The following is a 16,495-nucleotide window of genomic DNA, read 5'->3' as shown; positions in this document are numbered from 1 at the left end:
TCGTCATTTGATGCAAAAAAAGCTCTCTAGGCTATAGATTAGAGAGCTTTTTCTGGTTAGTTGCAGCAAGGGAGCTGGTTTTGCTCTGGGGGCTGCTAGCGGGCTGCGGTTTCCATATTACTGCCGCCGCGTGCCTCAGTAGCCGATTGCTCCTTGAAGTTTTCAATGAGATTGTTCATTACGATTTGGTCGGACATGTTAAGCTCAGTCCGTGAATCTTCAATGGCACCGATGCAGGCATTCATATCCGTAACCGCATTCCCTGGGATGCTCCAGCAGGCTCCGTTATCAACAATGCCATCGGTAGACGGGATATAATAAACGTTCCCGTCCGTGAAGGCGCCATTTCGGAGCACGACCTTTTTGCCATCAAGCGGCTTTTCGGTGAGCAGCGGCGTTCCAATCAAGTACTGATTGGCCGTTGATATCCCGAGAAGATGCATAATCGTTGGCGTCACATCGAGCTGCCCGCCAACTTCGGTATAGGTTCCGGCATGCTCGTTTCTCGGCAAATGTACGAGTAAAGGCACCTGCCTGAGCATCATTTGGCTTTCAACTTCACTCAATGGCTTGCCAAGGAATGTTTCTAACAGAGACCAGTCTTTAATCGAGTTGTCGTGATCACCGTACATGACCAAAATGGTGTTATCCCATAGGCCTTCTGCTTTCATTCGATCAACCAGCTCGCCGAGAGCGGCATCCACATAATGAATGGCCTGGAGGTAGTCGCCCATGATCGTACCATCCAGCTCGCCTAAGCTAAGGCTTTTCTCCGCGACCGGCATCGTGAAAGGGTAATGGCTCGACAGGGTGATAAGAAACGAATAGAAAGGCTGCTTTTGGTCGGATATGACATCAAGAGACTGCCTGAAGAATGACTTGTCTCCAAGCGCCCAGCCGATTTTTTCATCCATGGTAAAATGCTTCAGGCTGTAAAACTGGTCATACTGCATATTGTTGTACATCGTATTCCGATTCCAAAAACCGCCTTCATAGGCGTGAAAAACGGTTGTTCCATAATCGTTTGCCTTTAAGGTGCTGGACATGCAGTCGAATTCGTTCGGTGCATATTGGATGAACACGGAACCGTTGGAGACGGGCTGCATGGAACAGTTTGCCGTAAAGTCGGCATCCGAAGTTCTTCCCTGGGCAGTCTGATGGTAGAACTGGCTGAAATAAGCGCTCTGCTCGATCAGATCATTCAAATGAGGCGTAATCTCTTGACCGCCGATTGATTTATGGATCATAAAGTTTTGAAAGGCTTCGAGCTGCACCATCAAAACATTACTGCCTGCATAGGCGCCAAACAGCTGATCCTGCTCAAGAGTTCTGCGCACATCACCGCGTGATTCAATCCAATTTTGTGCTTCCGAGGATTGCGCGGCTGTAACCGTCTCCGCGTCAAGCCAGTTCTGTTTCACGTAGCGGTAAATATCATAGCCATGGAAGCCTAATCCGCCCGTTACGTTGTAAATCGAAAGGTTCCACCAGTTACCTACAAAAATACCTTGTCCCCACGTTCGCTTAGCTTCATTCACATTCGTAAACACCAGCGATGTGCCGATTCCGAAAACAACGGCGCTTAGCACGACGCGAACGGCCGTTTTTTGCCAAACTAGAGGCTTACGGCGAAATTCGTTCGCGCGGCGAAGGTCGCTTCGTCCACGCCACAAAGCGTAGATTGCGAACGGAATAATAACAATCCAATCCAGGAACAACATAAAGTCCTTTGCGCGAAGCAGTGTGCCGATGCTTTCCCCTAAGGAGTCTACTTGACTGAATTGCAGCAATACCGGGATCGAGATTAAATCTTGGAAGTAGCGGTAGTAAATAATATCGGCATATAAAACAAGGGATGCAATCACATTTAACATGATTAGCGATAGGATTCGGCCGCGTGCGGGCAGCCAAATCGTCCAAAAGCTGAATAACAGAATGGCTCCCAGTTCGATGATCGCATCCGTACGGGTCATTTTCATGTTTGCAACATGAAGAATTTCCGAGAATAAATAGAGCTTGGCCAGCATCGCAGCAACAAACAACAGCAAGTCAACGATCTTGAGCCGTTCAAGCCCAATCAGAAGCATGCTCATGCCGCGGCGCGCCGGTTTTTGATCATTCCATAGCATTTGTAAAATATCCTCCTCTATTGTTACACGCGATTTCCGCGGGGAGGAAGTGGCCCGAAAAATTGCAAATAATTACACTCGATACGTCCATTGAAAAGCTTGCGCTTCTTGTCGGCGTTACGGCCGAAATAATGCTCAATGCTAGTGGATGGGCTAATCGAGAAATATGACCAAGTTGGATAATGCAGCGCAGTCAAGCCAAACTGACGCATGGCTGCCTCGGCTTGCTCGTCATCACCCAGACGTTCCCCGTATGGCGGATTCGTAATAATTACACCGTAGTCGCCTTGCAGCTTTACTTTGGCGACAGGCTGGACTGAAAGCTTGATTTCTTTGCCGAAGCCAGCCTTCTTAATGGCAGCCTCCGCGATTTCGATGGCTCCAGGGTCAATATCGGAACCGGCGATTTGGAGCGGAATATCGTCTTTCACCAAATCAAACGCTTCCTCGCGTGCTTCATCCCACAGCTCATTTGGAATAAGCGGCCAGCCCTCGCTGTTAAAGCTGCGGCGAAGTCCGGGCGCGATATTCCATCCAATCATCGCTGCTTCGATTAGAATCGTGCCTGAGCCGCAAAAAGGATCATAAAGCGGCCGTTCGGGACGCCAGCGGCTAAGCTGTACGAGGGCAGCGGCGAGTGTTTCCCGAATTGGCGCTTCGGTAGCTACCTTGCGGTATCCGCGTTTATGCAAGCCGTCGCCTGTCGTGTCAAGGGTGAGCATGGCGCGGTCGTTCATGAGTGTGACCTCAATGACATAGCGTCCGCCATCCTCGGGAAACCACTCGGTGCCGTAACGCTCCGACATTTTATCGACGACTGCTTTCTTTACGATACTCTGACAGGCAGGAACACTCGTCAGCTGTGATTTTTGCGAGCGGCCGTTCACAGGGAACTCACCGTCATTCGGTATCCAAGTTGGCCAATCGAGCGCTTTCGTGCCCTCGAACAGCTCATCAAAGGTCGTAGCCGGAAATTCTCCCATTTTAATTAAAATTCGGCCTGCGGTGCGAAGCCAAAGATTGGTTCGGCAAATATCGATAGGCCCGCCTGTGAAATTGACACGTCCGTTTTCCACCTGCAAGTCGGTATAGCCTAAATCCTTCAGTTCGCGTGCGACAACCGCTTCAAGCCCCATCGGCGCGGTTGCGATTAGTTGTAACTTTTCCATTTTACACTCTCTTTTCATTCATTCTTTGCGTTTATAGGTGCTGTTTCAAAAGCCTATGCTTGTAACCTCGTAAACAAAAACATACAATCAAGTATAGGACAAACTAGCTTGTTTTTACAAATTGTAAAATTGGAGAGAAAAGAATCATGTTACTAAATGAGCAATATGTGGATTCCCTTTATGGAATGGATTCCGATCTTGAACGTGTAAAAGCGGGCATAGCCGCGAACGGGATGCCGGATATTTCGGTTGCGGATGGTTATGGCAGGCTGCTTACCATGCTCGTATCGCTTACGAAAGCACAGAGAATCGTAGAGATAGGTGCGCTAGGCGGTTACAGCGGAATTTGCTTAGCACGCGGGCTGAAGGAAGGCGGAATGCTAACATCGCTCGAGCTGCTGCAAAACTATGCGGACTTAGCGCAGAAGCATATGGAAGCTGCCGGTTTAGGCGATAAAGTAGAGTATATGGTTGGCGACGCGAAGCAAAGCTTGGCAGAGCTGTTATCAGCGGGGCGGAAATTTGATTTCTTTTTCATCGATGCGGACAAAGAAGGGTATCCGGTTTATCTGGATTATGCGATAGCGCTCGCTAGTCCGGGGGCGGTTATCGTAGGAGATAACATTCTGCTGCGGGGCAGAACAACCAATCCTGCCAAAGCGGGCCCGTCCGTTCATGCAGTGCGGTCCTTCAATGAAACGATTGCTTCAGACGAACGTTTGCAAAGCACGGTACTGCCCGGTTACGACGGACTGGCAATCGCTATCGTAAAATAACCCGAAATATAATGAGCCTGCTCGGCGGTTGCTGAGCGGGCTCATTGTGTTATTGGCCGCACATGCGCTTACAACCCGACATCACAAGCTTAGCAAAAAAATAACGTGCAGGGGGTGTAGGGGCCATTCATCTCCTGCACGTTATTTGATTTCGGCTATCAAACGTCATCAGCCGTTCTTGCTATGCTGCGGGTGCTGCCGCTTGCGCAGCAGCGACTGCCAAACCCAGCCCGCATTGATCATAAGCATGACCGCGGATAGAAAGAACAAGCCTTGAAGGCCGATCCAGCCGGAGAGGGCGCCGCCCGTTATCGGGCCGATCATGTTACCCAGACTCATCGTACTGGTGTTGAAGCTGTAGGAACGGCTCTCCATACCGTCCGGTGTGTATTTTCGAATAAGGGAGTTTACGGCTGGAATAAGCCCCCCGAGGAAAATACCTAGTATAAAGCGAGCGATGAGCAGCTGCCATACGGTCCCTGCTAAAGCCTGCGGTATAAAGGCCAGCGAGGCTCCGACAAGCGCTACCCCGAGTACACGTTCTGCACCGATGCGGTCGCTAAGCTTTCCGAGGAGCGGCGAGGCGACAAGATTGGATAGTCCCGTTACGGAGCCGACAAAGCCGGCGAAAAAGGCTAGGTTAGTCGTTGTGCCGTGCAGCTCCTGAACATAAAGCGGGATAAGCGTCATCGGGCTCATCATTGCGAATTGGATCAGGAATGTTACGGCGAATAACGCGGTAAGCTGAGGTATTCCGCTTAGCTTGCGAAAGCCTTCGATGACGGATGCCTGCACGCGTGCAGCTGCCTTCATACGGTCAAACGGTTCTTTAACGACAAATAAAGCAAGCAGGGAAGCAGCGAACAACAAAGCCCCCGTCAAATAAAAGATCGGTCGGAAACCAATGGTATCCGCCAGTAAGCCGCCGATAAAGGGTCCGAGTATCGTTCCGGCAATCCCGCCGGACTGAATCGTTCCCATTGCGAAGCCCATTCGATCTTTTGGCGTTGTAGCTGAAATCAAAGCGATCGAAGCAGGGTTGAACCCGGAGATCGTTCCGTTAACCATTCGAAGGAGCAGCAAATGCCAGGGATTCGTGGCAAAACCCATCAGGACCATTACGATCGACATTCCGAAGCCTGAGCGAAGCAGCATCATTTTGCGACCGTAGCGATCCGCCATCTTGCCCCATATCGGTTGGAAAATAAATGACGTCACGAAGTTTCCGGCAAAAATAATGCCTGCCCATACACCGATTTCATGCTTATCGGTCAAACCCAAATCAAATTGCAAGTAGAGTGACAAGAACGGAATGATCATCGTCATTCCAGCCATAACGAGAAACTGTCCGAACCACAACACGATCAAATTTTTCTTCCATTGTTCCATAGCCAAAGTATACCATAAGTAAAACGAAAAATTCCTAAATCTCCGCTACTGCGCGTAATCGCCGGTATAATTAATAAGAGAGACGTCAAGCACGCCTTCGATGGCGGACAATACGTTCACAAACGCCGTGTTGTCGTCCCGCAGCCGGATTTCGACCGTCATCTCGATGTAATCTTTGCGGACCGTTTTCGACTTGAGCGTATAGTTCAGCTTGCGGAGCTGGGTGCGGACACCCGTGATCGCAACCTCTGAATGGCGGATGATGAGCAGATACGGCTGCTCTCGGATTCTTCGTCTGGATAGCCACAGCAGCGTAAGGCCGATAGCGGCCGAGCCGATCAGCGCGACCGGGTACATTTTGGCGCCCGCTGCAATGCCTACGGATATCGCCCAGAACATATAGACGATGTCGAGCGGATCTTTTACCGCCGTCCGAAAACGGACGATGCTGAGCGCGCCGACCATGCCCAGCGACAAGACGATGTTCGTGCTGATCGTCATAATAATGAGCGCAGTAATCATCGTCATAAGCACGAATGTTACATTGTAATTGTAGCTGTAAACGACGCCCCTGAATGTTTTTTTGTAAATGAAGAAAATGAACATCCCAATGCCGAATGAAGCGATGAGGCCGATCAGCACGTCGGTATACGAAACGCTGCGGAACGCTTCCAAATGAAGCATGCTCTTTTTGAATAAATCTTGAAAGTTAACGTTCTCTCCCATGTGCGTCTCCTCTATCGTTTGAAATGTTTCATGACGGTTTCCCGGCAAATGACATACTTCGAGATGGCCGACCGGTTGCTTGCATGCGGGTTCGCCAGGACGCGGATCATCTCCGGCAAGTACTCGTTGTATTTGACCTCCAAGATCGTCCGGGTCGAATCCAGCGCTTCCGTCAGGATGAGGCCTGGATCGAACAGGTCATACGTATTGATCCCGGCGGCCAGCCGTTTGTCAAAGGTGATGCGGACGTCTCCATGCTCATACACGTAAGCTTCCCGCGTATAATCGACGATCGCCGCAGGCCGGTAATCCTCATGCTTGAGCGAACGGTAAAAATCCTGCACCAGCTGAACAGCCGATGATTGCAGGCAGGTTGAGTCCCCGTTTAAAATCCTATCGTAATCCTCCCTGCTGAGGCTTGCCGATTCCTTGTTCACGTATTCTCCGAATTTGTTCTTCCGCTCCAGCTTAATGGTCCGGTCACTGCCGTTATAGATACGGATGCGATACTTGTGGCGGCGGAAGATGCCATTCGTCTTGTCGAACAAGGCGTTGTCCTGCGGACCGTCGAAATAAAGGCTGCGGATGCCGTAGCCTTCTTCCCCGATTGCGTGGGAGTCGAGCGGCAGCAGGGCGGATACGCGCTGCCGCAGCGTTAAATATTCCTGCGGATGTAAATAATATTTCAGCTCATGCCGGAGCTTTCGTCCAAAAAATTTCACGTTACTTCACCTTCGCTTCCCTTACTCCGTAAATACGGTTGCCCTCGATGTCCCTATAAATGTCAAAGGCGGTTTGTTCGTGCCCGGACTTATCGCGAGCGATTACTTTCCAGTAATACGTCCCCGGGGGGAGCGCTAGCTCGACCGTCGTGCCTTGCATATTTAGCCGCTCCTGAACGATTTGCGTAAAGGCAGCGTCTTTCGCAACCGTAAAGTCATAGACAATGTCCTCGCCTTGCAAGTCGAACGCCGGGTCCCAGGAAAAGGTCTGCTTAACGCCGTTATTCGCGATGTCTCCAAGATAGAAGGGCTTCGGCTTCTGAATATCGTCTATGAACCGTTCGAGCGAACGGAGAGGCACTCCGGCAATCCGTTCGTATTCCTGGTTCAACTCGCTAACCTGGATCGACATGAAATTAATGTCGGGCACCCGTTTGATGAATGGCTCAGCAATGCCGCGCAGCGGCTCCAGCTTCGTTTTGACGGTATCGTTATTAATGGTTTCGTACAGCTCGTCGATCTTGTCTTTCAGCATCCGGACATGCTCTTCGCTGCGGAAGAAACGGTTATGCAGCCGGCTGCCCCAAAAGTTGCTTATCCCGCTTTGGTAGCTGCTGATGTTTGCCGAGTCGCGGGGACGTTCCCAACCGCCGTCGTAGTCCCACGGGAGGAAGTACCAAGTGCTCGAATTAAGCGGCGAATAGAGCAGAAAATTCTGCGAGGACGTATCCATATTGTCCATCAGAATGTTCGTGGCGAGCCACGTTAAATAATTGTCCAGATCAAAATGCTTCTCGAATACGTCGTCGATCGGAATGGCCGTATTGTTGACGTCGTCCAGCATCGCGATCAGTTTGTCGTGCTCCTCGCGCCCGTTAATTTCAAGCCGCGACTCGAACGCTTCTTTATCGTAATCCGGATCCGATTGCGATTTGATTTCGTCCGGGTATCGGAAAAACTCGAACATGACCGCCTTGTACAGCTGGCCGTACGGATCTAGCCAATGATTCTTTAGGAACATTTCGTTCGGCTGCTCAATATGCGTATACAGGCCATAGTCCTCGAAAGGCTGTTCCGCAATGCCGCCTTCCGACAAGTCTTTGACGTAGAGCTGTACGAACTGCGAGCGGAGGCTGGTTATATTCGGCAGTGTCTCTATCATATCGAAGCTCAGCTTGTTGCGGATCCGTGAAGGATCGAAAGCATGCTTGTTTAGATTGAGCGTCCTCTGGTCATGCCAAAGTCCGGCTTGATCGTTCAGCTTAATTTTGTATGACCGCTGAGAAGCATATCTTGACGAATTGCCGCGCAGGCTTATCTTTCCGTTCGCATCCGACATGCCGTAACCGAACATTCCTGATTTTGGCCCGCTTCCGTCGGCCGAACCTTCCTGAACAATGACGTTGAGATCGCCTTCGGCCATGCGCTCGCGGATCCGGTTAAGCGAATACCAGGTGAGCGGCTGCTGTTGCTCCGCATCCTCTGAAAGGATGGTGACATACATCGGTATGATCGATGTGTCGATATCGCGCTCGTATAGCTTTTTGTCTTCGGTCAAGCCACTCTTTTGTACGGCCTTGGGAGCATCTGGCCCGCCGTTGTTCGCTCCGGCCTGCGAATCCGGGCCGGGGTTGTCCGAGCAGGCGCTTAGCATTATGGCGGCTCCGACGAGAAGCACGGCAGTCGTGGACGCTTTTCCGCGCCATCGCCGTAAGAAAGACGATTTTCGGGCAGCCGTTATCGGCTGGGAGCAGAACGTGTAATAATCGATATTCCTCACGTACAGCATCAGCCTGCCAAGCGACGCGGCGAGCGTCAGCAATGCGGCAAGAAAAAGACCAAGCCCGTGGAAGCCGGCATGCATCGTCCAATACGTAAGTCCGGCATTCAAGACGACGAACAAGCCGCTAATGATCAACACGCCCTTGCGGTCATCGAAGTAAAGCAGCATCAGCATGACAATAAAAGCGATAATGAACAGGAAGTAACCGAGCACCAAAATGGTAAACGCATAAAACTGTTCCATCGAGAAGCCGATGGCCGGAAGAACCTTGATGCCAAGGGCAAGCGAAACGACGGTAAAGAGCAGTTGCACCTCCATGATGAAGCTGATTTCCTGCATAAGCGTCCGCTGCATCTCCTTCTTGGCTAACGTAATGTCGGTTAGCGTCCCACCGTTCAATATTTTTTCGTAGTAGGCACGGAATTTTTCATAGAACGTGGTTTCGACCGACACGACGAACGTGACAAGTGTCGGAGTGACGGTCAAATACGCGTAGAAGACCGGCAAATCGAAAAAAGGCGAAATGACGTAATGATCGGCGACGCGAAAATGCCCGGGTCCGGTCCAATAGACGAAGCTATGGATGTAGACGCCCGCGTAGAAGAAGGTCCCGATAAAGAAAAGAGACGGGTATTTGGCGAGATAGGATAGAAAGCTCCAATAGATCCGGCTTTGCTTGGGCGGGAAAAATTGCTCGAAATGCCTCGCGGACAGAAGCACGACGATAAAAAAGCCGGCGACTATCGCAGCCAGTACGGAGGTGGCGTTGTCATAAGGCGTATAGGTCAACAGCAGCCAGGCGCCAATCGTCGCGAAGACAACGCCAATCATAAAGCTTCTAACGATCCGCTTGTAATCTTTGAGCGCTGACAGATGCACCGATTGCAGCCAAATAATGATCAGCTCCGAGAACAGAAGGTAAGTAGCGATTTTATAGCCGAATCCGACCGGCATGCCGCGCAGGAACAGCCAAGCCGCCAACGCGCCAATCGGCAGGCAGACAGCGATCGAGCCGTAATAGGAAGAGAGCAAGTGCTCATATTTTTTCATATACATCATGTCGGCGATGAACCGGGTCAATATCATCGACATCCCGCCGGTTATAAGGACGGAGAAGATAAAGCAGTAGACGATTGTCGTTAGGAATAACTCCTTCTCCAGAAAGGATACGCCGGATAACGTCATCAGCCATTGCATGCCAACGACCATAAGCATACACAGGATCATGGGCCCGATCGTCGTCAATGACGAATAGGCATATGCGACGACATTATTCAGCAGTCCTTGGCCGTTAAAGAGCTTCCTTAGTTCAAAGCCGATGCCTGCCATCTTTTTCCCTCCTTATATTCCTTATAAAGCTTGCGATAGCTCTCGATAAATTTCTCACGCGTATAAGCCGCATTGGCGCGTGACAGCCCGTTTCGGCCCATTTCCTCCCGCAGTTTGCGGTTGTTGCATAGATTTACAATTGCCGCTGCCAACTGGTCGTAATGCATGACAGGCACCACGACGCCTGCGGGGCCGATCCCGTCATCGAGTCCCTGCAGCAGCTCCCTGCAGCTGCCGACATCTGTCGTTACGCACGGCTTTGAAGCCGCCATCGCTTCCAGAACGGCGAGCGGCATGCCTTCGCTGACGCTGGAAAGCAGAATGATGTCCATGCGGGCAAGATAATCTTTGACCTTAACCTCGCCCGTGAAAATGACGCCCGGCACTTGCAGTGTTTCTACGAGCTGCAGGCATTCCCGGAAGTATTCTTCGTTCTCTTCGGAGGGCCCCATCACGTACAGCTCGGCTTCGGGAACCTCGCGCTTGACGAGAGCGAAGCTTTGAATCATCGTCTTGATGTCTTTGATCGGCACGACGCGCACGATGGCGCCTAAGCGGACGATGCCGTCATTGTCTGCCGGAGGACCTGCAATTTCGGCATAGTCGGATACATTGACGCCATTCGGAATGATTTTGATCTTATTCTCGTCGCAGCCTAGCTCGATTTCGATTTCGCGGTTTCGGTTAAAGAGGGTAACCACTTCGTCGGTATATTCATAAGCGGCTTCGGATAACCGGTAGAAATATTCGATCCACAGATCTTTGAAGTACCCTTTGACCCAATCCGCTTTAATAATTTCTTCCTCCCGTTCCCTGGAATAGATGCCGTGTTCGGTCAGAACGAACGGGCTGCCGTACAGATGCTTGGCGAGCGCGCCGACGACGCCGGCATATCCGGTCGACACGCTATGATACAAGTCGGCCTTCGGAATGTCGCTGCGTATCGTCTGGAAAAGAGGGAGGACCATGGACCTCACGGTCCAGAACATTTCCGTAAACGGAACTTGGGCGTATTTATCCTGGCACAGCTCAACCAGAATATCGAAGAAATCTTTGCTCATTAGAAAGTCGGCCGCCGCTCGCAGCTTCTTGGCCCGGAGCAGGTCAAATAGGCCGCCCCATTCAACCTCTCCTCCCGCGCCGAGCAGCGAACGGAATGCGTTTCGTTGGGCGTCCGATAGACGGAACCGGTGACCACTTTCGCCATGCTCGCGCAAATACGCGTCAAGAAACATTTCCTTGACCTCTACAACGTTTGGAGGAAATATATATTTGAACTGGCCGCGCTGTTTTTCGTTCGCGACAATAGCGAAGATGACAAATTCATGCTCAGGCATATTGGTGACCAGAGAATGGATCCAGCTTGAGACGCCGCCGGTTATATGTGGGTATGAGCCTTCCGCAATGATGCAAATCCGCATAATCGTTAACCACTCAATTCGATGTTAAATTCCGCTTTTTCGGCGGTTATCATGTAAGTTCCTTCGTCGATTTTACGGATGCTGCAGCCTTCTAGCGACCGTAACGACTGCGCCGTCCGGAGTATGAAGTACGCTTCGCTCCGGTAGGGTTGAATCGAACCGTGCAGCGTGCGCCCGCTGCGCTTCCAATTTACGCTGCTGGAGAGCGTCTCCGCCATGCCGATCGCCGCATCCGTCGAAGTCATCGGCCTCAGCCAAGGATACGTTTTGTCCAATCGGGCCATCATTTCCGTGTACTTCTGGTACAGTTTCTCCCAGTTCAATCCATGGCTGCGCTTCTTATTTAGAAGATCGTCCGGATGGATAAAGTGGGAGAAGATGCCGAGCGAAGTTATCGTACTCGCTTCCACCCATCTCTCGAATTTGCCTTCCATATATCCGGATGTCACGCGGGGCATCTCGAGAATGCCATCGCTTGCAATCTCGTATTCCTGGACGTAGGAGAGTCCGGACGCGTCTTCGCCGTAGAGCGAGGCTATAACCGCAATATCCGGCCAGCCTTTCTTAAGTGCTTCCCGGCCTTCCGGACTTAGCACGTTGGAGGGGGGAACGTAAGTCAGCATCGTATAGTTAGGAAAAGCGGTATTGGCGAAACGGACCGCTTCTTCGATCGATTCCGCCATCTCGTCGGTACTGCGCCAAGCGTTATAGCCGAACTCGTCCGCGGTCTGCTGCGAGAGCACGAGCGATTGGTGATTGTAGCCGTGAAGGCCGATTTCTCCGCCGCTTTTGAGCACCTCGCGCCCGTAAGAAATGAGTCCTTCTTCGTCGGCATCCTTGGGAGAGCGGAAGGGAGGCTCCGTCTCGTCGTTGTACGATTCGATGAGCACAGCCGAATAGACGATGTCGAACTGCTTTGCGGTTTTGAGCATGTCAGGCCACCACACATCCCGGAAGAAGGCTGGCCGGTCCCTGCGGTAATCGCGGTAGATGTCGGCGTCGACCGTCTTGCCGATCGGGGCGGGGAAGTCGTCGATATACATAATTTTGGAATTAAAGATCGGGTAAATAAATTCGGGCTGCAGCAACGATAAAGCGCCCGCGATTAGCCCGCGGTTCACTTTTTCCTGGAGCATGGCGCCGTTAAACATCATGAACTTGCCTTCGCCGTAAGGGTAATCCCACAGGAGCGGGATGCCGCTTGCCGTTGTGGCAAGCACCCGGCTCTTCTCGTCCAGCTCGACGCTCATGACGGGGTTCGAGATGAACGGATCGTCAATGACAAGACCGCTTTCGCCAATCAGCACGTTGGAGGTAAGGGCAATGCCTTGGGAGTCAACAATATTGCCCGCATCGAGGATGCCCATCTTCCGGTATAAACGGTAGAACGCGTCATTCTGCTCGGGCTGGACGGTTAAAAATACGTAGCCGCCCCGATTGACGTAGTCGGCGAGCGTCTGCGTTTCTCCTAGCAGCTCCAGCTGCTGCACGGAAACGAGCACCGCTTCGCATCCCGAAGGGTCGAGGTTGCCTTTCCGGACGTCCGCTACTTTTACCGTTTTTTTCATATATTGGAGCACGCGAAATGCTTGTTCCTTTACCTTGAAGCTGTATTCGTCCGAACTGTCGAACGCCAGGCAGTAAGCGGGACCGCTCGGCGCGACCGCCGGGACGACCGCGGCTTCATTTCTCCACTGCTTCACGCTTTCGTTCATTTGTTCGTTGTGGCTGAACTGCAGAACAAACTGGGAATGGGTAATTTGAAGGCCGATCGCGAGCACCACGACGCTGATGATGATTAGGTAGACATTGCGGTTCAATCTAATTTTCGACTTCATGCGGACCTCCTTCCGACCAGAATCGAACGGCGATAATCGCTTTGCTCGACAAACGGATGGGGGACTGCTTCAATTGCTCCAGCGTCTGTTTCAGTTGATCGATCGACCGTAATGTGAAATATACGTTCATCAGGCTAAGATACGCATCCTCGCTGCGCGGAAAACGTTCGATGAACCGCTTGGCTGTCCGTTCGGCGGCGGCATATTCCCCAAGGTCCAACTCCATTTCCAGCTTGTCGGTATACGCGCCGGCCGTATCGGGATCCGCCTCGATCAGCTTTCCGAGCACTTCGGTATAGGTGTACTTATGCTTGAGCATCGTCCTCTCATCGAGGAAGCCGCTTCGCATATAGCTATTCAAAACGTCGGCGTAGGAGGCGAGCAAATAGGCGTCTTGCTTGTTATCCTCATATTTGACCGCCAGCTCCTGCAGGGTTAGCGTCAGCTTGCGCTTGATTTCCATAATTGCGCTGACGGCATAATGGGATGTTTCCGTATCCTCGTTGCTGACCGCAAGGCGCAGCACCTCGAGATACTCCAGGGAGTCCCGCTTCAGAAGGTCGATCATGATACGCCTTCTATTCGTAAAATCGTTCACGAGCAGCGCCTCCTCAAGCGGTACGACGTTCATCTCTTTCTCGGTCTCCGGTTTCCGGTATATGCCGGTATGCCCGCTCAAGTCTTCTATCGTAACGGCTACATCCAGCTCGGCAATGCGGGCGGAGGCGTGGCTTGCGTTCCGTTCATGCCACCGTTTCCGCCAAAACAACGGGAGTAGGAAGCCGATCACCGGCAGAGCGGCGGCGAGTATGAAGCGGAGCAGCCACTCCCGCTTGTCCCGGTTGTGGCGGATACCAAGCAAGAGGCCGCACAAAAACAAGTAAGAGATAAAAATAAGATCAAGCATAACTCAAATCCTCTTTCACAAAATTCAGTTTGATATCGTTTAATTCGAACCGCTCCAACACGTATGCGGCGTCCTGTTGGCCGGAATTGCTGAGCAGGACGAGAAGCTGTCCATCATGTCCGAGGCCCAGGTAGTCGGTTTCCCGCAGCGAGCGGAAAATATGGTTTGCAAGTTCCGGCAGGGCAGCGTCAGCCGAACCGGCGGAGAGCAGCACGAATTCGACGCCATGCTTGCTGCTGGCCAGCCTCTTGGTGGCCAGAATATCGGCGAATACTTCCGGCTTTAGAACCTGCGAGCCTTCGAGATAGCGCTGACTGCCGGTCGCTTCCACGTAGGAGAGTGCCCGGGAGAGCGAGGAAGAAATGAGGTCGATGGTAATTTTGAACAGGTTCTGATAATATAGCGAGAAATTATCGAACTTCAAGCCGTGCAGCGACACGACGGCAACGACTTCGCCGTTGCTGACGACCGGTGCGGAGAGCAGCGGAGAATTGCCCTCCAGCTCCTTATTGACATAAACCTTATTGCTTTCCAGCAGCTTTTTGATATAAGGGCAATCTTCAACTTTTATCGATTTAGGCGATTCAAAGTCTTTGCCGCTCGAGCGGGCTGCGAGCCGCAGGTAACTCTTATATTTATTTACGGTATAGATTGTTACGGAACGGGATTTCATGATGGATTCGAGTACGCTTACGGTGGACGTGAAAATTTTCTCGGGCTCAAGGCTTTCGAGTTCTTTGGTAACCGAATAGATTTTGCCGAAGCTGTCTCCGTTGTTCATGATTTGCTGCTGGAGCTCTTCCTTCACGACGCGAGTCTCCTCGTACACTTCATTCAAAAACGTATATTTCTCTTGCAGCGCCGCGAGCTGCTGCTCCTTGCTCTTGGCAGCACGGGTTCTCCGGTCTATCGAATATCCGACGACCAAACCGACGAACAGGTAAACCGCGATCTGGAAAAATAGATCGGTGCCGTAAAACAGCGAGATAAGGTCATATCCGTTCTCAAGCAGCTGGTATGTGTAAAGCAAACCGGATAAGGCGGCGGCCGCGATCGATTGACGGTTTCCATATACAATTCCGATAATAATGATATAGAAAAGCTTGATATCGATGAAATTGTACGAGGTATCTTCGATTGCGAACGTCAGCCAGACCGTAAGAGCAAACGCCAGCGCGTTTTCCGCGAACGGGATTGCCGCTTTCACGGCAAGCGCAAAGAAGGAAGGCCGCTCGTTTTTCGGCTTCGCTATTTTTACTTCGGCTGCCCGTTCGTTCTTGAACCATTCATAGGTGCGTTGAAGCCCTTCCTGGAAGCTGTACTTCGGCGCCCATTCGAGGTCGTTTCCGATGCGTGTGTTATCGAGCGCGGAGCGGTATATATCGCCTTGACGACTTTCTCGATAGGAGACCGGACCTATATCTTGCAGGCCGCGAAGCGAATCGATCAGATCGTTCACGCTATGTTCGGTATTGGTAGACAAGTTGTAAACGCCGGATAAATCCGAATAGGAGGCCCGGTATATCGCATCGGCGACGTCCTCCACATATATAAAATCCCGGGTCTGACCGCCGTCGCCGAACACGGTAAGTTCTTTGCCCTCTCTTGCCCGTTCCATGAATAGGGAGACGACGCCGCCTTCGCCGCGGATTTCCTGACGAGGACCGTACACGTTCGAGAAACGGAAGCAGAGCGTCTCTAAACCGTACATTTCCTGCCACTTCGAGCAGTAGGTTTCACCGACCATCTTGTTGATGCCATATGGCGAAATCGGGCTGCACGGCGCCGATTCCGGCAGCGGGAGCCGGTCATTCATTCCGTATACGGCTGCGGAAGAAGCGAAAATAAATTTTTTCACTCCGTATTTATGGGATAATACGAGCATATTCGATAGGCCGAGAACATTGGATTTCGTATCTTGCCTTGGATTTTCGATCGAGTTAGCTACGCTGACTTGCGCGGCCAAGTGGATAACGACATCAAAACGGTTATTGCGGAAAATTTCTTCGCAGTTGCGTTCTTCTATGGAAAGGATGTAAGACTTATGTTTGAAATCGACGTTGCGTTTATTCCCGGAAGAGAGATTATCCATAATGGAAACCTCGTATCCTTCTTTGCTGAAACGCTCCGCCACGAATGAGCCGATAAAGCCATATCCTCCCGTAACTAGTACTCTCATCAACCATCACTCCAACACGAAAGGATATTCGACATATTTCGCTAGTATACCATTTCTTGCAAACGATTTATTGAATATATCGACCTGTCTATTTCTATGTATTATCTCATATAATAGTAGAAAATGA

Annotated in this window: 11 protein-coding genes; 1 reads left to right on the top strand and 10 read right to left on the bottom strand. The window is 51.4% G+C overall.

Annotation, left to right across the window (positions count from 1 at the left end; all coding sequences use genetic code 11):
* Nucleotides 1-95 precede the first annotated feature (95 nt).
* Together RCO25_RS17505 and RCO25_RS17500 are read right to left on the bottom strand one after the other, a co-directional pair.
* A complete protein-coding gene (locus RCO25_RS17505) occupies nt 96-2,129 on the bottom strand; it encodes an LTA synthase family protein (protein ID WP_308997431.1) in 2,034 nt (677 codons plus the stop codon).
* Between the two features lie 23 nt (nt 2,130-2,152).
* Nucleotides 2,153-3,298 carry a THUMP domain-containing class I SAM-dependent RNA methyltransferase gene (locus RCO25_RS17500; RefSeq protein WP_308997430.1) on the bottom strand — a complete coding sequence of 382 codons (1,146 nt, stop codon included), beginning with the start codon at nt 3,296-3,298 and terminating at the stop codon, nt 2,153-2,155.
* 146 nt (nt 3,299-3,444) lie between these two features.
* Between RCO25_RS17500 and RCO25_RS17495 the strand changes: the two genes are divergently transcribed.
* Complete coding sequence (locus RCO25_RS17495) at nt 3,445-4,074, top strand: O-methyltransferase (protein ID WP_308997429.1); 630 nt, start codon at nt 3,445-3,447, stop codon at nt 4,072-4,074.
* Between the two features lie 168 nt (nt 4,075-4,242).
* On the opposite strand, the gene RCO25_RS17490 is transcribed toward RCO25_RS17495, so the two are convergent.
* The 8 genes from RCO25_RS17490 to RCO25_RS17455 are packed head-to-tail and all read right to left on the bottom strand — an operon-like array spanning nt 4,243 to nt 16,368.
* Nucleotides 4,243-5,463 (bottom strand): MFS transporter, encoded by a 1,221-nt coding sequence (locus RCO25_RS17490; protein ID WP_308997428.1) that lies wholly within the window; start codon nt 5,461-5,463, stop codon nt 4,243-4,245.
* 45 nt (nt 5,464-5,508) lie between these two features.
* On the bottom strand, nt 5,509-6,189 hold the full coding sequence (locus tag RCO25_RS17485) for a DUF4956 domain-containing protein (RefSeq protein WP_308997427.1): 681 nt from the start codon (nt 6,187-6,189) through the stop codon (nt 5,509-5,511).
* A gap of 11 nt (nt 6,190-6,200) precedes the next feature.
* A complete protein-coding gene (locus tag RCO25_RS17480; protein WP_308997426.1) occupies nt 6,201-6,911 on the bottom strand; it encodes a polyphosphate polymerase domain-containing protein in 711 nt (236 codons plus the stop codon).
* Between the two features lies 1 nt (nt 6,912).
* Nucleotides 6,913-10,023 (bottom strand): exopolysaccharide Pel transporter PelG, encoded by a 3,111-nt coding sequence (gene pelG / locus RCO25_RS17475; RefSeq protein WP_308997425.1) that lies wholly within the window; start codon nt 10,021-10,023, stop codon nt 6,913-6,915.
* Nucleotides 9,999-11,444 carry a GT4 family glycosyltransferase PelF gene (gene pelF, locus RCO25_RS17470; protein ID WP_308997424.1) on the bottom strand — a complete coding sequence of 482 codons (1,446 nt, stop codon included), beginning with the start codon at nt 11,442-11,444 and terminating at the stop codon, nt 9,999-10,001. The genes pelG and pelF overlap by 25 nt, the downstream gene beginning before the upstream one ends.
* Nucleotides 11,445-11,449: 5 nt before the next feature.
* Nucleotides 11,450-13,282 carry a DUF2194 domain-containing protein gene (locus RCO25_RS17465; protein ID WP_308997423.1) on the bottom strand — a complete coding sequence of 611 codons (1,833 nt, stop codon included), beginning with the start codon at nt 13,280-13,282 and terminating at the stop codon, nt 11,450-11,452.
* Nucleotides 13,266-14,189 carry a tetratricopeptide repeat protein gene (locus RCO25_RS17460; RefSeq protein ID WP_308997422.1) on the bottom strand — a complete coding sequence of 308 codons (924 nt, stop codon included), beginning with the start codon at nt 14,187-14,189 and terminating at the stop codon, nt 13,266-13,268. Before RCO25_RS17460 ends, RCO25_RS17465 begins: the two co-directional genes overlap by 17 nt.
* The gene (locus tag RCO25_RS17455; RefSeq protein WP_308997421.1) at nt 14,182-16,368 is read right to left on the bottom strand and encodes an NAD-dependent epimerase/dehydratase family protein; all 2,187 of its coding nucleotides are present in this window, start codon (nt 16,366-16,368) and stop codon (nt 14,182-14,184) included. Before RCO25_RS17455 ends, RCO25_RS17460 begins: the two co-directional genes overlap by 8 nt.
* Nucleotides 16,369-16,495: the final 127 nt, after the last annotated feature.

Origin of the sequence: Paenibacillus sp. LHD-38 (genome assembly GCF_031157315.1) — a bacterium.
GTDB lineage: Bacteria > Bacillota > Bacilli > Paenibacillales > Paenibacillaceae > Pristimantibacillus.
This window is presented reverse-complemented; position numbering and strand designations above follow the sequence as displayed.